Below are 20,418 nucleotides of genomic sequence, written 5' to 3'. Positions count from 1 at the left end.
TAATAGAGGTGTATGTTGCTGCGCAACATGTGATTTTCGCTTCCGAAGAAATCAAGAAAGCTTGTTTCTTTGATCTGCTCAAATCTCGTCACACTTCTATTCGCTGGTCTAAGGGGCAGGATTCGAACCTGCGACCTCCCGATTCCAAGTCGGGTAAACAAAACCACCGTTATCCCCCTAGATGTAAAAAAGCCTTCCCGATCATTCTCAGGAAGGCTTTCAAAAGCATATATATAGACATACTTTTATTCCTGAGTTTTACCATATTCAATTAGATCACAATTCGGTTGAAGTTCCGGATCGCGCAATTGAAGCTGCTCGTTTAAATGAATAATATGTATGTTTTCTAATACCATTTTTTTCTTCCTTTACCCCTCGTCTGTAGTTTTCATTTTTTTGTACAGACGAGGGCCTTTGTTTTTAATGATGATTCAAAGTAAATAACCTTGTGTGCAGTCTTTTTGCGTAGATGTAATATTTTTTTAAAAATTGTTTTTTATTTTATTAACTTCTTGGTTTACAAGGTTTATAAAGTCATAATGATTTTTGTTTTCTTTTACCATAGTTGAGAAACTGATCTTTAAATAGATCGTTTCTACTTTGTTATTGTCTAAATAAACTAATCTTGGAAATCCTCCTTTTGATCCTAAAGTTTCATCTACCAGGAATCTGCTGAAATTATCTATTATAACATTTCCTTCTGTTAGTTCAAGTATCTCAATTTCATCATCAATAAATGGCAGGATATTTTTCTTTAGAGTATTATGTCTTTGCCTTTGTCCTGGAATGATGAAGAGAATTTTCTTGCTGAAATTTTTGTAAAAAGTTCTTCTTTCTATAATTCTCAATTGTTTGTCTGCTTGATTAAGACAAATAAAAATAATGAAGATTAAGATTAGGATTTACCACCATGAACTAATAAAGCACAATATAAAGGCATATAATGCACATGCAAGAAACAAAAGTCTGGTAAGGCTATTCAAGAAATGTTTCATAATGAAACAAAGAAAACCTTGATATACGCAGTTAATTTGCGTAGAAATAAAAAATCCGTCAAATATTGCTATCTGACGGATTTTTTATTTTTTGTTTGGAGTGAAAATCTCCTTTAACTGTTCTACAGCATTTCCGTTTCCACTTACTGTGATCTCTCCAATTTTTTCGGCGATCTTTTCAATGTACTCCATCTCTTTTAATTTGAACAACATTCCGTTGTCTTCCATTAATTTTGCTGTGTTCAGCAGGCTACGTGTTGAGGCAGTTTCCTCTCTACGTGTAATGATGTTTGCCTGTGCTCTTTTTTGAGCAACCAACACCTGGTTCATGATTTCTTTCACTTCTCCAGGTAGGATCACATCACGGATACCTGCGTTGAATAGTTCTACTCCCAGACTTTTTACTTTGTCTTTGAAATTTGACAAGATATATGTTCCAATCTCATCTTTTTTCTCCAGTAATTCATCCAGGCTCAACGTTCCAATGAATTCACGAAGTGCAAACTGCATTAGCATATACAATTGGTCAACAAAGTTTTTGTTTTCCATGATCGCTAATTTGATATCTGCAACCTGGTAGTGTACATAAAAGTTCACTCTCAGTGCAGCTTTATCTTTCGTCAGGATTTCCTGACCAGAGATTTCCAGTTGTTGCTGACGTGTATCCACTTTTGACATGGTGATCGGAACAGAGTTCTTCCAGAACTTGTAAGTTCCTGGTCCGATTACTCTTACGAATTCACCGTCTACAAACAGTAATCCTTTTTGGAATGCTTCCACTACATGTTGTCTCACAAAAGGAGCCAGGAATGAAGTGTATAAAATGTTTGTATCCAGATCCGTAATTTCTTCGGTGCTGGTCAAGTCGATTACTTTGAACTCGTAATCAACCTCACCTTTCCAGAAAGTGTGAATCCCTGTTCTCAAAACCGCTTTCAGAAATCTTTTTTCATACTGAAGCGCGATCTCGTTTTCTCTTACTTCTACCAGGATTAATTTTTCTTTTACATCCTTGTTCTTAAGTAAGAGATCCAAGTGAATTGGTGATTCAAATTTGCTAAAGAGATCATAAGTTCTTACAATTTCTTTGTATTTCACTCTGTGTTCACCAGCTTCGATAAATCTTTCGAATTTATCTTTCATGAATACCATTCCAATTGTTCCTTCTTTAATTGTTACGTAAGGCATTGTTTTGGTTTTTTATTACTAATTCAAAGCGCCACAATCCATTCCCGAGGCGCTCATTCGGGATTTATTTCAGTTTTATTATTTTAAAAAAATAAACAAGGCAATCAAGTCACTTCCACGAAGCGGGAACCAAAGGTGAGCATTGAGGTTGATTGTCGCTGTTCAATTGGGAGCGGAGAGAAGCGTTTAAAAATTTCGGTTCAAACAACTGCCAATATCTCTTTGATGATCTTTCACAATGTCAGCTTAAGTTCCAAGGTTCCGACAAAGCTGTATTGTAATTGGATGTTCCTTTGACAAGCAAAGGACTCAATAGCGCAACAGACTTGCGTCACCTTGTTTAAGTCGGTCTTTTTTAAAAGTGACCAGCTTTTGATAAAACCAGATTTTTAGTCTGATTATTTACCCTGATTAACGGTCAGGTGCTCTACCACTGAGCTACACGAGCGTAATTCGTGATGGGAGTCGAACCCATGCTGAAGCATATGCTCTAACCAACTGAGCTATTCATCTTAGCAGACGAAGAAGGAATCGAACCTTCGACTTTATGCGCGACTAAACGTGTATAAGACAATCGGCATATGGATACTTATTAGTTCCACACCATGGTGTATTATAAACACTCATCAGGTATTGTATTACCACTATTTAGCATTTTTAGACCCTCGTTTGGATCCTGGTGCAGTACGTAGGGCTCGAACCTACTACCCCCGCTTTAAAAGAGCGGTGCTCAACCTGTTAAGCTACTACTGCATATAGTTGGGATAGAGAGAGTCGAACTCCCGACTTCTTGCGTGTAAAACAAGCGCTCTTACCACTGAGCTATATCCCAATTTGTGCAGCAGGACGGACTCGAACCGACAACCCTCTGGGTGGAAACCAGACGCTCTAACATTGGAGCTACTACTGCATTTTTCATCTTTGCGCCCATTATATCCTTGACGCATTTTATAAGATAGTGGCGCAGGTGGGAATCGAACCCACGACCTGGAGAATATGAGTCTCCCGAGCTGACCATCTGCTCCACTGCGCTATTTGATCTTCCAGCCGGCCTCGAACCGACAACCTGCTGTTTACAAGACAGCTGCTCTACCGAATTGAGCTATGGAAGAATTTGATGACGGGCATGAGAAACGTTTTGAGTATTGAACTCAATCATGCCCGTCAGGGCACTCTGTTGTTCCCCCAAAGGGAGTTGAACCCCTATTCCCTGTTTAGAAGACAGGTGTTCTATCCATTGAACTATGGAGGAAGGTTTAGAAAGAAATTGAGAAATGAGAATGAAGAATCCTCAGTCTCATTCATCTCTTCCTCATTCTGACTTTGGTGGAGCTGCTGGGGATCGAACCCAGAACTAATGCTTGCAAAGCACTGATGATCCCGTTTTCACCACAACCCCATTTGCACAGGCGGAAGGAATCGAACCCTCGTCATTGGTTTTGGAGACCAATTCACAGCCTCTGAACACCTGTATGTAATTGCCAATATTTCAAATAACTTCTTAAGTGGAAAAGAGAGGAATAGCTTTGCTGATCCCTCAGATTCCCTCAGTCAAAATAGATATGTATGTTGTTGTACAACATGAGCTTTTCGTTCATCAAAAACTAAAGCAAGTTTTGTTTTTGAGATCACTCAAATCTCTATACATATCTATCCCCTCGTGGAAAAGGATGGATTCGAACCATCATTGCCGGGTCTTCAATCCGGTGCATTGACCTACTTTGCTACTTTTCCATTGCGGAAGGAGAGGGAATTGAACCCCCAAGTCGGTTTTCACCAATCGACTGTTTTCAAGACAGCTGCAGTCACCTATCTGCTTGCCCTTCCTTTATTTGTAGAGGTAGTAGGATTTGAACCTACTCAGTTAGAAACAACAGTTTTACAGACTGCTCCGGCTCTCCAGCTCCGGCGTACCTCTTTATGTCAATCGTCTTTTTTTGATCGTTATCTTTTTAAGACAAGACAAAGTAAAATACATAATGCGCAGTATATCTGCGTAGTAAAATATTTTTTTTATTTTTATAAAAATTCAATAGAAATGGCTGTAAATAAGAATGCACTTATTAGGTATAAAACCATAGATAAATGCTTGCAAAACAGATATAGGAAGTGGACCCTGGAAGATTTAATTGATGAATGTTCAGATGCGCTTTATGAATATGAGGGAATAGATAAAGGAGTTTCTAGGAGAACAGTTCAGGCTGATATCCAAATAATGAGATCTGATAAATTAGGATACAATGCGCCTATAATAGTAGTTGATAAAAAATACTATACATATGAAGATGCAGATTATAGTATCACCAATATTCCTATTTCAGAGCAGGATCTAAATAAAATGTCTGAGGCTGTTGAATTTTTAAGACAATTTAAGGGCTTTTCTCATTTTAAAGATTTGGACAGCATGGTTCAAAAATTAGAAGACCATGTTTACAGTCAGAAAACTGATCAGCAGCCGGTGATAGATTTTGAAAAAAATGAAGATCTAAAAGGTATCCATTATTTGGATGAATTGTATCAGGCTATAATTAAGAAAAATTCCATTAAACTAACGTATCAATCCTTTAAGGCCAGGTCTGCTAATTCTTTTGATTTTCATCCCTATTTATTAAAAGAGTTTAGAAATAGATGGTTCATTTTGGGAAGAAAGTCAAAGGGAGAGGATATATTAAATCTAGCCTTGGACAGAATTATCAATATTGAAAAAAGTAAGGAGCGTTTTATTAAGCCGGAAGACTTTATACCAGAAGAACATTTTAAACATGTGATAGGTGTTACGGTTGCAAAAAATTCGCCCGTGGAAGAGGTAGTTATAAAAGTATCTCATAAGCATGCACCTTATATAGATACCAAGCCTTTTCATTGGACTCAAAAAATTATTGAGCGAAATAAAGAAGGTGTTACCTTTTCATTTAAAGTTCAACACAATTATGAATTGGAAAAAGATATTTTAGGATTTGGTGAAGCGGTTGAAGTTTTGAAGCCTTTAAATTTGAGAAGATCTATTAAGAGGAGATTGAAAGAGGCAGTGGGAAATTATAAGTAAGTTGACATATGAAACCATGGTATATAATTCTGTCCATCATTTTAGTTGCCTGTTCAGGAAATACAGATGCTGATGATGGAAATCAAGAACAAAACATAATAATGGATGAAGTTTGGGTACCTCCCATTGACACAATGGAAGTGATAGAGGAGAACTATTGGGAGGCAAATACAGATCTTTTTAACAGACCCATATATCTTTTTCCAACTTTGGGTTCTACCGAAATATTTGGCAAGGAATTTCATAGTTTGTTTCTGGAGGGTGATTCTTTGGTGTTTTATAATTGTAATGATGGAGATAAATATGATTTTAAAGCCAGAATTATCAGGGTTACTGAAGACTCACTAGAGTTAAAGTTTGTCGAGGAAAATGAATTTATTCCAATCGGTAGTTTGCTATCGTTTGAAAATGACAAAAAGTATTTCCATAAGGATTTTAATTTGCAAAAGATAAGCTATTCAATGGCAGATCCATTGCAACAACGTTATTCATTTTCTGTAGAATTTGACTCCACAACATTTGTTTACAAAGAAGCCTATGTAAATGGTGGGGGAGAAGGTTTTAATTGTCATAAAGCAAGTACACCAAAAGAATTATTTGCAGATGTTGAGGAAATGTTGTCCCAATTGCAATTGTCTCGAGTTTTTGTCCCGACAAAAGATGTTGAGTTTTATGAACCATATAAGTTATTGATAGAGTACAATGGTAAATCTGAGAAGATTGAAGGATACAAGTATGCTTTAAATCCAAGGTTAAGACAAGTAATAAAAAGAATTGAAGCTGGAGGGCCAAGAAACCATGAATTTCTTGAAATGTTAGGGTTTATGCTGCCTGGGGATGAAGAATTAACACGATTGAAGGATTATCGTTTTGAAGTTGGAGAAATAGAATTAGAAAATGTGTATCCAACTATGATTGAAGATATGCCTGACTTACCCGAAGAGATTGAAGATACGCCTGACTTACCCGAAGAAATTAAAGAGTAAAAGCGGAAAGCAGTGGACACGATCCACATTCGCTCAAGGCGAACAGAACGCTTAGCAGGCGTCTTCCCGCTCCTGCGAGATTTACTTTCCAAAAATGGATCTCGGTCCCTGAAATTCCTAAACAAATAGGAATAGCACTATTTCACCCACCCGTGCTAACCTTGTTGATTGCGGCAGTTTAATGCTACAACAAGATTCCTAAAGATCCATATATTTTTTATTGTCTTTGGTGGGTTCCATACCGCTAGGCATAAAAAAACCCGACCAACTTTGAGTTGATCGGGTACCTTAATAATTGTATATATATCCTTACACTAAGTACACATCAACTCTCTTTTCATTCGATCTTGTGTTATCGAATAAAACTGACTAAATAGCTCAGCTAACCCACACGGGCGCATGCCATTTGTCCATTTGTTAATATGTCTTTGTGTCGTTGTGACCATTTAATTGTTTTTACAATTCTTTGCGAATATGTGCCTTAAAAACGCAATGCACAAATGAAAGTTGCTTTAATTTTCAAAAAAGGGAAATAAAGTTTGTTGCGCAAAAAGAGTTCGCATTAGTTATAGATCTTTGTACATTTTATTATTCTCAAAAGTGTAATAAAACGCAAGTATTTATTCAGAATCCAATTTTTAGAAAATAATTTTTCACAATACCTTAATCGTTTAAATCACCATTCGCAAAATTTTTGTCGATAAAAATTGAAAGTTAATCGTTAAAAATATTGCATAAATAGATTAAATGTCAGAGATTTAAGGGCAATTGCGGGAAATACCTACTCCAGAAAAAACTCAACCGCTATAATAACTTTAGTAGAGAACCTCAAATCTATTATTAAGGTGATGGAAAAATATGATTATGATCTTTTTACCAGAGACGATCTATCCATGTGGTACAAAGGATCAATTAGTGACGACATTACAGAGAACCTTATAGGCGTGGCAGAATCTGATGCCAATAAACTAGGTAAATCCAAGAAAAAAGTTTCATTTCTCATGGCAGAAAGTTTTCAAAACATTGTACGCCATAGTATCAAAGATTTGGAAAGAAGAACGCAAGCATCTTTTGGTATTACAAACAGGGAAGGAGAAATTCACATTTTTTCGGCGAATTATGTTTCAAAAGAAGAAGGTGATAAAATCAGTGAGAAACTCCAAAATGTAAACGGCTTAAAGTCTGAAGAATTAAATGATCAGTATCGTAGAATTTTGTCGGACGGAACATTTTCAGAAAGAGGAGGAGCAGGACTTGGTTTAATATCAATGGCTAAAAAATCAGGTAGACCTTTGCAATATGCATTGATGCCAATTAATGACAGAGCAGAATTTTGTCTACAAATTGATAAAGCTATTAGTGAAGAAAATCAAGTTACTAATATGCCTGTTGATGAATCTGTGCAAATTCATAAGTATTTAGAAGATAAAGGTGTGGTTTTGTTTTTTAAAGGAGAGTTTGACTATGAAACGACAGAGAACATGGTAAAGATGTTCCGAGAAAATTCAGAAGTTGAGCGAAGCAAAAAAATCAATCGCGCCATATTTCATGTAGGTATTGAATTGATTACCAATATTACCCGTCACGGATTATCTAAAGACGGAAAAACGAATGGATGTTTTATCATGTCTTTAGTAAATAATGAGGTTGTATTAACTACCAAGAATTATGTTGATCCTTCAAAACATGAGGAGTTTGAAGAGCATTTGGCAGAAATCAATACAAAAACAAAACAAGAACTTTGTGATTGGTACAAGTCTCGCATGAGAAATAATATGTTAACAGAAGGTGAATTGCAAGGACTTGGATTAATGAATGTGGCTAAGAAAACCAGTAACCCAATCAAATATTATTTTGAATCTTCATTAGAAGGTGTTGAAGGTATCATAGAAGTTAGAATTCCCCTTAATTAAAGGACAACTTATTATCTCTTTTACTGGCGGTCTGAAGACTAAAACTTCAGGGTAAATAGACTAGGTATTAATTATATTTTCACCCCAATGACGCAAACGTCATCTAGTTGCTCTAAATCACCTTTCCAGATATTGAAATGATCTATTAATGCTTCTTTTTGAGCATTCATTGGTAGATGATGTAATTCAAGCAGCAATTTCTTTAGAGATTTGTATTTGAATTTTTTGCCTTTATCTCCTCCAAATTGGTCAGGATATCCATCTGTAAAAGTATACACAATGTCTCCCTTTTCAAGTTGTATTGTTGTTTGAGTAAAAGGGGTGCTGTCAAAAGCATGTTTTCCAACCGGCATTTTATCCGATTTGAACTCCATTAATTCATTATTGCGAATAATCCATAATCCATTGTGTGCAGCTGCATATGTAAGTTCAAGATTTTTTAAATCAAACTTGATCAAGGAGCAATCCATTCCGTCTTTTCCTCCTTCTTTACTTCCATCTTTAGCAAGTGTTTCTATGATTTTAGCTCGCGTAAAATCTAGAATTTGAGCAGGTTCTGTTAGTTGAGCCGTTTCTGTAGCTTTTTCAAGACATGATATATTGAGCATACTCATAATCGCTCCTGGAACTCCATGTCCTGTGCTATCTGCGGTTACAATAATAAATTGATCATCATTGCTTGGAGTAGCCCAATAAAAATCACCACTTACAATATCCTTTGGTTGAAAGAAAACAAAGTAATCTTTCAAATGTTGAGATAGCATTTCATCAGTAGCTAACAAAGCCTTTTGAATGCGTTGTGCATAATTGATACTATCCAAAATTTCTGTTTGTTTCTCTTCTATTACATGTTTTTGAAGTTCTATTTCAGATGTTCTTTCTTTTACCGTTTGTTCCAGCTCTTCTTGTCTTTTTCTCAATTGTTTGTTTCTCAATCTCACAATAAAATATACAAGGTAAATAATAGCTGCAAGCGTTAATAACCTAAACCACCATCTTTGCCAGAAAGGAGGTCTTATTTCAAATTCAAATGTTGTGGTAGGACCCCAATCATTACTCTGAACTTTACTTTGAACAACAAATTGATATTTCCCCGGAGATAAATTGGTGAATTTAGCCTCTGCAGTTTTCAATGGCTTGCTCCATTCCTCTTCAAATCCTTCAAGTTTGTATCTGTATTTAACTTGATATGAAGGCGAGCCATTTAAAGAGGAGTAATGAAAAGTAACTGTATTGATGTCATAAGGTAAACTCAGATTAGTAGGACTATTAAAATATGGAGCTGTTCCGGTGTATTCAACTCCTTCAAGTAGATTTTCTAAAGTATCGTTCTTAGTTTCTGTATAGTCGACATGTTCATTCATTAAGTCAACATTGGTGATATAAGTGCTGTTTATTTGAGTCGATTGATCAAATGTGTTGAGATCCAATTTGACTAATCCATTTGAAGTTCCCCACCACATAATATTGTCATTGTCCAAAACAGCAGATCGTGGGTGAATGTCCGCTGAAATTAATCCGTCATTAATGCCGAATTGAATAATGGCGTAACCCTTTTCTTCACTGTTGTCCGGAATTAGCAAGTTGATTCCATTAGAAGTTCCAATCCACACCCTGTTTTGGTTATCTTCAGTAATTGATGTTATTATGTTAGAAGTAAGACCATCTGCAGTGGTTATTAAATTGTAGGCATTGTTTTGGAAACGAATCAAACCATCATTTGATGCAAGCCAAACTTCCCCACTAGTTAATTGAGTGGCTGAACTTATAAAGTTAGAGGGTAGCCCATTTTGAGTTGTATAGTGATTTATTTTACCATCTTTCATTTTACTCAAACCAAGGCTTCCATGCATGATCCATAAATATCCTTCCTTATCAAAAATCATGTCACTTATTCGTTTAGAGGCAAGCCCGGATTTATTAGAATAAGTCTCTGCTTTGTTGTATGCAGTTTTGTCTTCATTTAGAGAGTATTTGATCATACCATGGGTGTCATCTCCCAGCCAGAGGTTGCCATCTTTGTCTGTTATTATTGCGTTGACTCCCCAAGCAGGGGTTTTGTATGTTGCCGTTATATCTAATTGTGATTCAAAACAAATGGTGTCATTTTTACTCGCTATAAATTGTCTTGTTCCAAATTGATGTGCCCCTGCAATTAAGTTTCCAAAATAATCTTCACCTAATCCTTTCACTATCAAGCCTCCCATGTAATGATAAAAGACATTTAGTTTCTTGTCATAAATCCAAACTCCACCTGTTGCAGTTGCCACAGCAATTTTGTTGTCTGAAGTTAGATGCATGTTGACAATTGATTTTTCGGTAAATCCGTGTTGGCCATTGATCGTAGTAAAGCTGTTAGGAACAATTTTGTTCACACCATCTTCTGTGGCAACCCATATATTTCCTTTACTATCTTCAAAAATGTCAATGGCAATGTTTGATGAAAGACCTTCTGTGGTAGTGTAACCTATGTATTGATCATTTTTTAAATGGCTCACACCAGCTTCATATGATGCAAACCAGTAATTGCCATTTTGATCATCAATCATTTTGCTCATAGAAGAATAGGGGATTCCGGTTTTACCTTTGAATAGGTAGGATTTACCATTGTCTAATAATGCTGCTCCACCACTCCCGTAGGTGGCAATTAAAATCTCACCTTTTTTTGTAGTTGACATTTGCTGCAACATCAAGGAACCAAAATATTCATAGGTTTCATCAAAACTGTGGATTTCATCTCCTACAATGTAGTCAGGTCCCATGTAAAAATTACCTACCAGTACCCGGTTGTCCTGATCAATATTCATGCTCATTACATTATTGCTTTTGATACCGGTTTCCATGTTGTAGTTGTAGAATTTTTCACCATCAAATTTGGTAACTCCATTTTGGTATTCTATGAACCAAATATTACCATCCTGATCCTCTCTTAGATTGTGAACGATTAGCGATTTAAGTCCATTATTTCTGGTATATGACTCAATTCTATTGCCGTCGTATTTCATTAAGCCTTTGTAAGTGGCCAACCACATGTTGTCTTTTGAATCAAAGAATACTTCTATGACATTGTCAGATAATAAACCATTTTCTGTAGTGTAATTGAGAAAATAATTGCCATCATATCGCACCAAACCTGTACTTGTTGCAAACCATAAAAATCCATATTTGTCTTCATTGATTTGTGAAACAGTTGGGTTTGGAAGGTTTTGACCTACCCCTAATACTTGAATATTTTCTGAAGATATTGGACTGCTGCGTAATTCTCCCGCTTTGATCGGTTGGGGATGACTCACATAAGAAATGTAAGGTTTAGCATCTTGGGATGTAGGATTAGCCTTAAAAACCGTATCAACAGTTGGCTTATCGTATACTATGGTGTCGTTTGCCTCAAAGATGTTGGTTGATTTAAATGGAATTTGTGGCGAAAAGACCGGATTTGGTTCTACTTCTTCAAAATAAAATGAAGTATCCGGTTTAAAATCTATGGTTTCATTGATACGAATGGTATCTACCTGAAGCGTATCCTTTGGAGCATTTGCTAAAAGATTGACATCATTAATTGCTTCTTTTTCTGAACAATTTGTGAGCAGCAATGCAAGTGATATAACAAATACAATTCTCAATGAATTCATAGGTTCAAAGTCTATCGACTCATAAAAATATAAAATGAATTGACAATGTGTTTGTTAAGTATTAAAATCGAGTCAAAAAAAGGGGAGCTTTTACACTCCCTCTTGACTAGAAACATTGCGATCAGTTATTACTTTTCTGACAAATATTCATTCATCAATTGTTGACCTTTTTCTACGAGCTCAACAAACTCTATTCGATAACCATTTTTGTCTTCGCCTAATGAGATTTTTGCTCTTTGAATAACGGCAGCAAAAGATGCATTTCCTTTGTATTCAGAATCTCGCAGCAGCATACCAAATTCAGCAACAGCCGAAGCAAAACGGAAATTCTCTGAAGGGTTTGGGTTAATGCTCTCTTTATTGATCACTTTTGAAATAAGCTGACTCTTATTTTCTTTAGGTTTTTTATACCTGAATTTAATGGCAGCTATTTCATCTTCAATTCCTTTTGAATTGTTAGTGACTTTACTTTGGTATCGCAAGTTTTTAGCAGTTTGCACATCCTTTTTATCTTCTTCCAGGATGATTTCATACAAAGCAACAACTGTATGGCCAGATCCTATCTCACCTGCATCTTTGGTATCGTCATCAAATTCTACATCCTTTAAAATTCGATTTTCATAACCTAACAATCTGTAATTTTTTACCACTTCTGGATTGAATTCAAGCTGTAACTTCACATCTTTTGCAATGGTGATTAACGTTCCGCCAATTTCATCTACCAATACTTTCTTGGCTTCCATTAAATTGTCAATGTAGTAGTAGTTACCATTGCCATTATCTGCCAACTTTTCCATTTTAGAACTTTGTAAATTCCCGGTTCCAAATCCTAGTACAGAAAGATAAATACCTGAAGAACGTTTTTCTGAGATAAGCTCAACTAGTTCATTATCTCCTGAAACTCCTACATTGAAATCACCATCTGTGCAGAGCAATACACGGTTATTGCCATCTTTTAAAAACTCGTCTTTGGCAATTTGGTAGGCTAATTGAATTCCTTCACCTCCTGCTGTAGATCCTCCAGATTGAAGCTTATTGATAGCTTCTTTGATGATCTCTTTGTGTTTTCCTGAAGTTGAAGGAAGTACCAGACCTGCATTACCTGCATAAGCTACAATGGCAATTCTATCATCATTTCCCATTTGATCTACAAGTAATCCTAAACTTTGTTTAAGTAGTGGCAATTTGTTTTGATCTTGCATTGAACCCGAAACATCAATTAAAAAAACGAGGTTATTAGATTGATCTTCATCCATTTTTATGGACTCGCCTTTTAGTGCTATTTGCATCAACAGGTGATTTGTTTGCCATGGACATTCAGCAACTTCTGTAGTAATACTAAATGGATGTGCGTCATCCGGTTCTGGTAAATCATAGTTAAAGTAGTTGATCATTTCTTCCAACTTTACTGCATTTTTTGGAGGTAAATAATTACCGTTTAAAAATCTGCGTACGTTACTATAACTTGCGGCATCCACATCAATTCCAAATGTTGACAAAGGTTTGCCTAATGGAGTTTCAAAAGGATTTTCTTTAAAATCACTGTAGTATTCGTAGTAATGTCCTACGTTTTCCGGTCCTTCTTCTTCATTGTATGTTTCCATGTAATAACCATAAGGGTAATTGTGATTTGGATTATAGCTCTCGTTTTGAACGCATCCATTATTGTCAGTAACTGTGTAGTTGAATGTGGCATTACTTGATATGTTATCTGATGTTAATCCAACTGTGCTGGTCCATTGATAGGAAATGTTCTGTGCATTTAAATTATACCATCCCAAGTCTTTGTCAAGATGGCGAGGTTCTATTTTGTTGAAATTAAAAACCGGCTCATCATCCCAGTCTATTCTCTTTCTATTAGGATGTTCTTCTGTAATAACTGAGTCCATGTCAGAATCGGCATATTTACTTTCGTAATCAAATTGGTTCAGTTTGCTGATCATTATAATCATCAACATAATTGCTGCTGCACTTCCAATGATTAAAAAACCATTTCGTCTTCTTTTATGGGAAAGTTTTTGCTGGATTTTGTTCCAATTTTCCTGATCGGGATGATAAATGTTTAAATCATCCTTGTTGTCATCTATATATTGTTCGATTAAATCTTTCATAATTGCACCATGTTTTTTAGAGATAAACTCAATAATTTTTTTGCTCTGACATATTGAGATTTGGCTGTAGAAAGACTGATGTTTAAGGCTTCTGCAATTTCTTCGTGTTTGTAATCTTCAAAGGCTTTTAATGTAAAAACAGTTCTACACCCTGAAGGGAGTTTTTCAATGGCAGCATGTAGCTTTTTTGGATCTATTTCAATGTGTTTGTCTTCCGCGTCCGGAATATCAAAATCCAGTTCTAACCATTTTAGTTTGCTTTTTCTCAGCTTGTTTAAGCATATATTGATGGTGATTTTGCGTAACCAGGCGCCGAAAGTTACTCTACCATCAAATTTTCTGAGATTTTGAAAAGCATTTACGAAGGCATCTTGCAAAGCGTCTTGTGCATCTTCATTGTTGCCAAGCATTCTTACAGCTATTGTATACATAGCCGAAGAGTATCTGTCATACAATTCAAATTGCGCGGCTGTATTATTGCCCAGACACTGTTTGATTAAACTATCGATATGAATTTCTACTTGTTCCAAATTATGTCAGTTTATATTAAATAAACAGGCAATTGCAAAAAGTTGGAATTTTGGTGAAAGAAATTTAGATCATCTAGATAAATCAGTTGATTCAATTAAGGTTTATTTAACATTTTTCTGACTTATTCAACTAATGAAGACTGGTATTCTGTTAATTCCTTGTTAAAAAGGATACTTTTAAAAATTTATTTTTCTAAAAGGTTTAGATGTTAAAATTCAGTAAAGATGAGGTTTCCGATAATATTTGGGGTGACCTATTTAAATTGCCGACATATACATTTAAATAAATGAAATGACAACTCAGCCCACTAAATGAATTTTGCTTACGTTATTATTAACAGAGTACTCCCCCTAATTGAACCTTAAGTTACCCATCCATGAGTTGATCAGAAATGATTAATGAAATTAAAATTGTCTGATTGGCAACAAAGCTGATAAGATAAAGAAAGGAGAAAGTTATGCAGTACTTAAAGAAAGAACTAAACAAAGTATTACCGCTGGCACTTTTATTTGGTGCAATAGGAGGTGTGTTACTGATTGTAATAAGCAATCTACTTGTTCCGTCTGAGCTTGCAATTCTTTTAGTGTATGGCGTGGTATTGACGACAAGTGTTTTTGTATTAAATAAAATCAGATACAGAAAAGATACTAAGAGCTCTGTATTGTATGGTTACAGTGTATATGCTGTAATGACAATAATCGCATTTTTAGATATGGTCATGAATGCGAACCCTGACTTTGTGAATCCTGTTTTTGAGAGCATCACGTTCTTTTTAGTGATTTTTGCAGCCGTATTATTGATTTCGGGTGCAATTCCACTAATGTTTAGAGAAAGTGAAGTTTCTTGAGGAATTCTATCATAACTTAAAACAAAAAAAGGAGGTCTGCTTGAACCTCCTTTTTCTTTTTATAATGTTTTAGATTATCCTGCAGCCAGAACATTTACAAGTCGTAATCCTTCTAATCCTTCTTCAAAGTATAAAAAGATACCAGATTCATATTCATTTCCTTCTTCATCAGTTCCGGATACGGTTGCTGAAAATTCTTTAGCATAATTTCCATTGTATTCTGAATCTCCTAACTTTTCGTAGGTTGTTTTTTTCATTGCATTGATTACGTAATCTTCTCCGCACAACATTAATATTTCGTCAGCTGTATAGGCAGATCCTTCAGGTAAAAAGTAGTTCAAATCATCCGCATTTTTGGCATATACGGCTTCTTTAAATGCTTCCCACTCTAAGTCGTAGTGATATCCACCTTGATAAGATTCAGCAACTGTTTTTGCATTATTTTCTGATACAAAACTATAACTCCCTATAGTGATCAGTGCCAATGCAATAATTGAAATTGTTCTTTTCATAGTTATTCTTCAGATTGAATAAATTCTTCGAGTTTTTTCACCATGTTAGTTGATCCCACATAATAAGGAACTCTTTGGTGCAAAGAGGTAGGTTGAATTTCCATAATTCTTTCTCTGCCTGTTGACGCTTCACCTCCTGCCTGTTCAATCACATAAGCAAGTGGATTGCATTCATATAAAAGTCTTAATTTTCCGTTAGGTGATGAAGTTGTGTTTGGATACATGTATAAACCACCTTTGATTAAATTTCTGTGGAAATCTGCCACCAAAGAGCCAATGTATCTACCTGTGTAAGGTCTTTTTGTGTCTGGATCTATTTTTTGAGCATACTTAATAAACTCCTGAACTCCTTTTGATGATTTGTAAAAGTTTCCTTCATTGATGGAATAAATGGTTCCGTCTTTAGGAATTTTCATATCCGGATGAGATAACACAAAAACCCCCATTCCCGGGTCATAGGTAAATCCATTTACACCATTTCCTGTAGTATATACAAGCATTGTAGATGATCCATAGATAATATATCCGGCTGCCAATTGCTCCGTTCCTTTTTGTAGAAAATCCTCCATTGTTACAGGACTTCCTTCTGGTGATATTCTTTTATAAATTGAGAAAATGGTACCAATAGAAACATTTACATCAATGTTTGATGAACCATCCAATGGATCCATGGCAATGATGTATTTTCCTTCCTGGTTGATTGAAATGTAATCGTCATTTTCTTCAGACGCGATTCCACAAACTACTTTTCTTTTTGTAAGTGCTTTGATAAATTGATCATTTGCGTAAACATCCAATTTTTGCTGTTGCTCACCCTGAATGTTTTCAGTACCTACTGATCCTAGAATATGATTAAGCAAACCTGCTTTGTTTACTTGCTGACTCACAATTTTAGATGCTAGTCTGATGGCACTTAATAGTCTTGAAAATTCTCCACTTGATCCCGGGAAATCTCTTTGTTTTTCAATGATAAATTCTCCTAGGGTAGTAACGTCTGTCATAAAAATTATTTTCTGCTTTCTGGAATATCAGTTAGCGACCACAAATTAACTGAAAAAAGCAGATTTATACAATGATTTAGTACCTTTGTTGTATACTGATGATTAAAGATGTCAGTTAAAGCAATCTAAATGAGAAGAGGAATTTATTTATTGATGTTGTGCTTGTTCTTTGTTCAGGATTTATTTGGACAATGTGCTATGTGTAAAGCTGTAGCAGAAGATCAGGCAGAAGAAGGTCCAAGTGGAATCAACACAGGAATTCTTTACATTATGATTATTCCTTACATCATCCTTTTTTTAGTATTCAGAAAAAAAATATTTTCTTTCTTGAAAGAATTAAAGAATGCTAAACATGAGGTAATCAAAGAGCAATAACAAAAAAAGCTACTCAATCATTAAGATGAGTAGCTCATATATATTAGACTAATTTGGTCTTATTTAATTTGATTTGGGTCTGCAGCCGCTTGTTGATTGTATTTGTGTTGACGATACATCCAGTAACCAAAACCGACAAATCCTCCCCATAATACTAATCTCCAAATCCAGTCACCGTCAGAAATTGGCTCAAGTGTGTTTTCAAATAACCAATAAAAAGCATCACCTAACCAATAAAAAAAATCTGCTGATCCCATAGTTGATAAATTATTTTGTGTGAACAAATGTAATAAATAATTCAACTAATTTTACAGCATGCTGGTAAATTTATATAGAGATAAAACCCCAATAGCTGTTCTCAGTTTACCTGTGTTCATAGCAATATGTGCAGCAACTGTTTTTCTTATTGATTTTCAGCCAAAAACAAATTTGTTAGACTGGCATAATTCGTTTGAACAATTCATTTATTCAGAAAGTTGGTTGAATTATTTAGCGACAGTTTTAATAAGCAGCATTACAGCACATCAAATAAATAATGTCTATAACAGACATACTTTTTATTCAAAGGCCTCTTTTTTACCTGGTTTATTTTATATAATAATTTTATTCTCAATGCAACAATTGAGTTTTTCAATGGACTTAATTGGACAACTTTTCATTGTGTTAGCCTTGGGAGAAATTCTAAAAATTAGAAGACAAGCTCCAGCTAAAACAAATGTCTTCTGGGCTTCATTTTTACTTGGAATTGCCTTTGTCTTTTCATCATTTTCAGTTTTATTAATTCTTTTGCCCTGGATTTCATTGGCTGTTTTTAGACCTTTTGTATGGAGAGAATGGGCCATGGTAATTCTTGGCGGAATGTTGCCATTGATATATTATTTAACCACACTTTTTGTGATTACCGGAAGTTTTTATTTTAATCCTGTAGTTGGTGAAAATGCATCTGACTTTGAATGGAATTTGTTTAACGCTTCAAATATTGGATATTTTGGTTTGTTGTTTTTAGGGACCATGTATAAGTATTCAGTTGTTTTTAGATCACAAATTAATCGATTCAAGAAACAAAGTCAGGTGATTTTATTTCTTTGGATTTTAACTGTGATTATATGGTCTGTAGCTTATTATGTCTTTGATTTAGCATATATGAGTTTTGCAATTCCTTCTGCTATTATTATGGCAACACCTATTTTACATAGTAGCAGAACATCTCTATCAAATGTACTTGTTATTATCTGGTTAATAATTAGTCTATCAAATATGTTCAATTAGGGCTGTTATCTATAGATGATTAGTTAACTTTGCATATCTAATTTATCAAGATGAAATTTGGAGTTGTTACTTTTCCCGGATCCAATTGTGATCAAGACATGATTTATACCCTTGAAACTTCTTTAGGGCAAAAAGTTGAAAGATTATGGCATAAAGACACTGATTTAAAAGGTGTTGATTTTGTTGTTCTGCCTGGAGGTTTTAGTTATGGGGATTATTTGCGATCAGGTGCAATTGCTAGATTTTCACCGATTATGAGTGAGGTTGTAAAACACGGTCAAAATGGTGGATTCGTAATGGGAGTATGTAATGGTTTCCAAATTTTATGTGAAACTCCTCTTTTGGATGGAGCATTGTTGCACAATAACTCGCAAAAGTTTATTTGTAAGAATGTATTCTTAAAACCAAAATCTTCTACTTCTGCTATTACAAAGGGATTGGAGGATAGAGCTTATAAGATTCCAATTGCTCACGGAGAAGGAAGATTCTATGCGCCTGATGATATGATGAAATCAATACAGGATAACGATCAAATATTATTTCAGTACTGTGATGCAGAAGGTAATGTTGTTGAGAATGAAAATCCAAATGGATCCTTGCTTAACATTGCCGGAATTACCAATAAAGGAAAGAATGTGTTTGGAATGATGCCGCATCCTGAAAGAGCAGCTGATGACAATCTTTACAACACAGATGGTAAATTGATTTTTGAATCAATCCTTGAGAATATTTAATTTTTGTTTTTTAGTGAGGTAAGTATTTTCTTACCATTCCGTAAACAAAAGTTCCCAATAAGGCGCCAAATATTACAATAACAAACTGGGTATATCCGTAGCCGAGCAGAATATACATTGGACCTGGGCAACTGCCTGTTAAAGCCCAGCCTAATCCGAAAATAATCCCTCCAAATAGATATCTGTAAAAGGATTTGTCTTTAGGTTTTATCTGAAAAAATTCACCGCTCGAATCTTTAAGCTGTTTTTTCTTAATTATTAACATGGATATTATTCCAATAACTACAGCAGAACCAATTACGCCGTACATGTGAAATGAATGAAAGCGAAACATTTCTTGAATTCTATACCAAGAAATAACTTCTCCTTTTGCCAATAAAATGGCGAAAAACATTCCCAATAGTGTATATTTTATAAGCTTTATCATTTCTTTAGAATATCAATGGGAAAATAAAATAGGTCATAATTAATCCTCCGGCAAAAAAGCCGATAACGGCAATTAATGAAGGGAATTGTAGGTTGCTAAGTCCTGTAATGGCATGACCAGACGTACAACCACCAGCATATCTAGATCCAAATCCTATTAAAAAACCACCAACAAGCATAAATAGTATACCAGTTGAACTTTTAAGTGCTTCCCAACTGATTAAATCTGTAGGAACCATTGGATCATTAACAGAGATGTTTAATTCATTTAGTTCTTTAACTGTTTTACTCGATAATTCAATTGGTTCACCGCTTGTCATAAAGTTGGATACGATAAATCCACCGATTACCGCACCAACTAGAAACATGAGTCTCCACCTGTCTTCTTTCCAATTGAAATCAAAGAAACTTGAAACCTTACCTGCACCTAATGCAGAACAAATAGTACTGTTAGAAGATGATATACCGAACGACTTGCCCCAGTATCCAAATAATAACATTACTAAAGCAATTCCGGGCCCAACCACGTACCAGGGCCAAGGAGAAAGTAAAGCTTTTTCTATTGTTTCCATTAGTTACTTATCACTTTTAAGATGGCAAAAGTAATAAATCTATAAAATCTACCAAATAAGTAGATTAATATATTTGTTGTTAGTGTTCTTCGCAGTGAATTGTAACAACGGTGTCACCAATGGTATATCCATTAGCTTCAGCATCTTTTAATTCATCACCACATATTTCACCAATTTCTACTAAACCATTGGTGCTTTCATAATGGCAATCCTGACATTTTTCACAAGAAACAGTTACAATGGCAACTAATGAAAGAAAAACGATTGATATTTTTTTCAT

Annotated in this window: 18 protein-coding genes and 12 tRNA genes; 7 read left to right on the top strand and 23 right to left on the bottom strand. The window is 35.1% G+C overall.

Annotated elements, in window-relative coordinates; genetic code table 11:
• Positions 1-104 precede the first annotated feature (104 nt).
• From K6119_RS09300 to K6119_RS09235, 14 genes are all read right to left on the bottom strand, one after another.
• Positions 105-181, bottom strand: a tRNA-Pro gene (locus tag K6119_RS09300).
• A 301-nt stretch (positions 182-482) separates the two neighbouring features.
• Positions 483-848, bottom strand: a complete 366-nt coding sequence (locus K6119_RS09295) for a hypothetical protein (RefSeq protein WP_221838520.1) — start codon at positions 846-848, stop codon at positions 483-485.
• Between the two features lie 231 nt (positions 849-1,079).
• The gene (locus K6119_RS09290; protein ID WP_221838518.1) at positions 1,080-2,183 is read right to left on the bottom strand and encodes a slipin family protein; all 1,104 of its coding nucleotides are present in this window, start codon (positions 2,181-2,183) and stop codon (positions 1,080-1,082) included.
• Between the two features lie 677 nt (positions 2,184-2,860).
• A tRNA-Lys gene (locus tag K6119_RS09285) sits at positions 2,861-2,936 on the bottom strand.
• Between the two features lie 6 nt (positions 2,937-2,942).
• Positions 2,943-3,015: transfer RNA gene (locus tag K6119_RS09280), tRNA-Val, on the bottom strand.
• 5 nt (positions 3,016-3,020) lie between these two features.
• Positions 3,021-3,093: transfer RNA gene (locus tag K6119_RS09275), tRNA-Gly, on the bottom strand.
• Between the two features lie 49 nt (positions 3,094-3,142).
• Positions 3,143-3,216: transfer RNA gene (locus tag K6119_RS09270), tRNA-Met, on the bottom strand.
• A 5-nt stretch (positions 3,217-3,221) separates the two neighbouring features.
• Positions 3,222-3,295 (bottom strand) — tRNA-Thr (locus tag K6119_RS09265).
• A gap of 68 nt (positions 3,296-3,363) precedes the next feature.
• A tRNA-Arg gene (locus tag K6119_RS09260) sits at positions 3,364-3,435 on the bottom strand.
• Positions 3,436-3,507: 72 nt separating this feature from the next.
• Positions 3,508-3,582: transfer RNA gene (locus tag K6119_RS09255), tRNA-Ala, on the bottom strand.
• A gap of 5 nt (positions 3,583-3,587) precedes the next feature.
• Positions 3,588-3,655 (bottom strand) — tRNA-Trp (locus K6119_RS09250).
• A gap of 189 nt (positions 3,656-3,844) precedes the next feature.
• Positions 3,845-3,917 (bottom strand) — tRNA-Phe (locus tag K6119_RS09245).
• A 4-nt stretch (positions 3,918-3,921) separates the two neighbouring features.
• Positions 3,922-4,010, bottom strand: a tRNA-Ser gene (locus K6119_RS09240).
• A gap of 8 nt (positions 4,011-4,018) precedes the next feature.
• Positions 4,019-4,101, bottom strand: a tRNA-Tyr gene (locus tag K6119_RS09235).
• Positions 4,102-4,221: 120 nt separating this feature from the next.
• On the opposite strand from K6119_RS09235, the gene K6119_RS09230 reads away from it, so the two are divergent.
• From K6119_RS09230 to K6119_RS09220, 3 genes are all read left to right on the top strand, one after another.
• Positions 4,222-5,229, top strand: a complete 1,008-nt coding sequence (locus tag K6119_RS09230; protein WP_221838516.1) for a helix-turn-helix transcriptional regulator — start codon at positions 4,222-4,224, stop codon at positions 5,227-5,229.
• A gap of 8 nt (positions 5,230-5,237) precedes the next feature.
• Complete coding sequence (locus K6119_RS09225) at positions 5,238-6,215, top strand: hypothetical protein (RefSeq protein WP_221838514.1); 978 nt, start codon at positions 5,238-5,240, stop codon at positions 6,213-6,215.
• A gap of 848 nt (positions 6,216-7,063) precedes the next feature.
• Positions 7,064-8,128 carry a SiaB family protein kinase gene (locus tag K6119_RS09220; protein WP_221838512.1) on the top strand — a complete coding sequence of 355 codons (1,065 nt, stop codon included), beginning with the start codon at positions 7,064-7,066 and terminating at the stop codon, positions 8,126-8,128.
• A gap of 71 nt (positions 8,129-8,199) precedes the next feature.
• Here the strand turns inward: K6119_RS09220 and K6119_RS09215 are convergent, their stop codons facing one another.
• The 3 genes from K6119_RS09215 to K6119_RS09205 all read right to left on the bottom strand — a co-directional run bounded on the left by K6119_RS09215 (position 8,200) and on the right by K6119_RS09205 (position 14,401).
• Positions 8,200-11,760: a two-component regulator propeller domain-containing protein gene (locus tag K6119_RS09215; protein WP_221838510.1), complete on the bottom strand. Its 3,561-nt coding sequence runs from the start codon at positions 11,758-11,760 to the stop codon at positions 8,200-8,202.
• 128 nt (positions 11,761-11,888) lie between these two features.
• Positions 11,889-13,871 (bottom strand): vWA domain-containing protein, encoded by a 1,983-nt coding sequence (locus K6119_RS09210; protein WP_221838507.1) that lies wholly within the window; start codon positions 13,869-13,871, stop codon positions 11,889-11,891.
• Positions 13,868-14,401, bottom strand: coding sequence for an RNA polymerase sigma factor (locus K6119_RS09205; protein ID WP_221838499.1), 534 nt, complete (start codon positions 14,399-14,401; stop codon positions 13,868-13,870). Before K6119_RS09205 ends, K6119_RS09210 begins: the two co-directional genes overlap by 4 nt.
• 458 nt (positions 14,402-14,859) lie before the next feature.
• On the opposite strand from K6119_RS09205, the gene K6119_RS09200 reads away from it, so the two are divergent.
• Complete coding sequence (locus K6119_RS09200) at positions 14,860-15,249, top strand: hypothetical protein (RefSeq protein ID WP_221838498.1); 390 nt, start codon at positions 14,860-14,862, stop codon at positions 15,247-15,249.
• Positions 15,250-15,323: 74 nt separating this feature from the next.
• Here K6119_RS09200 and K6119_RS09195 read toward each other — a convergent pair whose 3' ends face one another.
• Together K6119_RS09195 and fbp are read right to left on the bottom strand one after the other, a co-directional pair.
• Positions 15,324-15,761 carry a hypothetical protein gene (locus K6119_RS09195; RefSeq protein ID WP_221838496.1) on the bottom strand — a complete coding sequence of 146 codons (438 nt, stop codon included), beginning with the start codon at positions 15,759-15,761 and terminating at the stop codon, positions 15,324-15,326.
• A gap of 2 nt (positions 15,762-15,763) precedes the next feature.
• Positions 15,764-16,762 (bottom strand): class 1 fructose-bisphosphatase, encoded by a 999-nt coding sequence (gene fbp, locus K6119_RS09190; RefSeq protein WP_221838494.1) that lies wholly within the window; start codon positions 16,760-16,762, stop codon positions 15,764-15,766.
• A 129-nt stretch (positions 16,763-16,891) separates the two neighbouring features.
• Between fbp and K6119_RS09185 the strand changes: the two genes are divergently transcribed.
• A complete protein-coding gene (locus tag K6119_RS09185; protein ID WP_221838492.1) occupies positions 16,892-17,137 on the top strand; it encodes a hypothetical protein in 246 nt (81 codons plus the stop codon).
• Positions 17,138-17,196: 59 nt separating this feature from the next.
• Here the strand turns inward: K6119_RS09185 and K6119_RS09180 are convergent, their stop codons facing one another.
• Complete coding sequence (locus tag K6119_RS09180) at positions 17,197-17,394, bottom strand: hypothetical protein (RefSeq protein WP_221838490.1); 198 nt, start codon at positions 17,392-17,394, stop codon at positions 17,197-17,199.
• Between the two features lie 58 nt (positions 17,395-17,452).
• Here K6119_RS09180 and K6119_RS09175 point away from each other — a divergent pair, with 58 nt between their 5' ends.
• Together K6119_RS09175 and purQ are read left to right on the top strand one after the other, a co-directional pair.
• Complete coding sequence (locus K6119_RS09175; RefSeq protein ID WP_221838488.1) at positions 17,453-18,406, top strand: hypothetical protein; 954 nt, start codon at positions 17,453-17,455, stop codon at positions 18,404-18,406.
• A gap of 50 nt (positions 18,407-18,456) precedes the next feature.
• A complete protein-coding gene (gene purQ, locus K6119_RS09170; protein WP_221838485.1) occupies positions 18,457-19,140 on the top strand; it encodes a phosphoribosylformylglycinamidine synthase I in 684 nt (227 codons plus the stop codon).
• 10 nt (positions 19,141-19,150) lie between these two features.
• On the opposite strand, the gene K6119_RS09165 is transcribed toward purQ, so the two are convergent.
• The 3 genes from K6119_RS09165 to K6119_RS09155 all read right to left on the bottom strand — a co-directional run bounded on the left by K6119_RS09165 (position 19,151) and on the right by K6119_RS09155 (position 20,418).
• Complete coding sequence (locus tag K6119_RS09165) at positions 19,151-19,564, bottom strand: DUF6691 family protein (protein ID WP_221838724.1); 414 nt, start codon at positions 19,562-19,564, stop codon at positions 19,151-19,153.
• A 7-nt stretch (positions 19,565-19,571) separates the two neighbouring features.
• Complete coding sequence (locus K6119_RS09160) at positions 19,572-20,138, bottom strand: YeeE/YedE family protein (RefSeq protein WP_221838483.1); 567 nt, start codon at positions 20,136-20,138, stop codon at positions 19,572-19,574.
• A gap of 79 nt (positions 20,139-20,217) precedes the next feature.
• Entirely contained in the window at positions 20,218-20,418 is a 201-nt protein-coding gene (locus K6119_RS09155) for a hypothetical protein (protein WP_221838481.1), read from the bottom strand.

Origin of the sequence: Paracrocinitomix mangrovi (assembly GCF_019740355.2) — a bacterium.
GTDB lineage: Bacteria > Bacteroidota > Bacteroidia > Flavobacteriales_D > Crocinitomicaceae > Paracrocinitomix > Paracrocinitomix mangrovi.
Note: the sequence above shows the minus strand (reverse complement) of the source record. Positions and strands in the feature narration are given on the sequence as shown.

What these genes read in the sequence shown, in the direction of transcription:
- K6119_RS09230 (WP_221838516.1), top strand. Translation starts at nt 4,222, where the DNA reads ATGGCTGTAAATAAGAATGCACTTATTAGGTATAAAACCATAGATAAA.
- K6119_RS09220 (WP_221838512.1), top strand. Translation starts at nt 7,064, where the DNA reads ATGGAAAAATATGATTATGATCTTTTTACCAGAGACGATCTATCCATG.
- K6119_RS09290 (WP_221838518.1), bottom strand. Translation starts at nt 2,183, where the DNA reads ATGCCTTACGTAACAATTAAAGAAGGAACAATTGGAATGGTATTCATG.
- K6119_RS09195 (WP_221838496.1), bottom strand. Translation starts at nt 15,761, where the DNA reads ATGAAAAGAACAATTTCAATTATTGCATTGGCACTGATCACTATAGGG.
- K6119_RS09185 (WP_221838492.1), top strand. Translation starts at nt 16,892, where the DNA reads ATGAGAAGAGGAATTTATTTATTGATGTTGTGCTTGTTCTTTGTTCAG.
- K6119_RS09180 (WP_221838490.1), bottom strand. Translation starts at nt 17,394, where the DNA reads ATGGGATCAGCAGATTTTTTTTATTGGTTAGGTGATGCTTTTTATTGG.
- K6119_RS09200 (WP_221838498.1), top strand. Translation starts at nt 14,860, where the DNA reads ATGCAGTACTTAAAGAAAGAACTAAACAAAGTATTACCGCTGGCACTT.
- K6119_RS09160 (WP_221838483.1), bottom strand. Translation starts at nt 20,138, where the DNA reads ATGGAAACAATAGAAAAAGCTTTACTTTCTCCTTGGCCCTGGTACGTG.
- K6119_RS09155 (WP_221838481.1), bottom strand. Translation starts at nt 20,418, where the DNA reads ATGAAAAAAATATCAATCGTTTTTCTTTCATTAGTTGCCATTGTAACT.
- K6119_RS09175 (WP_221838488.1), top strand. Translation starts at nt 17,453, where the DNA reads ATGCTGGTAAATTTATATAGAGATAAAACCCCAATAGCTGTTCTCAGT.
- purQ (WP_221838485.1), top strand. Translation starts at nt 18,457, where the DNA reads ATGAAATTTGGAGTTGTTACTTTTCCCGGATCCAATTGTGATCAAGAC.
- K6119_RS09215 (WP_221838510.1), bottom strand. Translation starts at nt 11,760, where the DNA reads ATGAATTCATTGAGAATTGTATTTGTTATATCACTTGCATTGCTGCTC.
- fbp (WP_221838494.1), bottom strand. Translation starts at nt 16,762, where the DNA reads ATGACAGACGTTACTACCCTAGGAGAATTTATCATTGAAAAACAAAGA.
- K6119_RS09225 (WP_221838514.1), top strand. Translation starts at nt 5,238, where the DNA reads ATGAAACCATGGTATATAATTCTGTCCATCATTTTAGTTGCCTGTTCA.
- K6119_RS09210 (WP_221838507.1), bottom strand. Translation starts at nt 13,871, where the DNA reads ATGAAAGATTTAATCGAACAATATATAGATGACAACAAGGATGATTTA.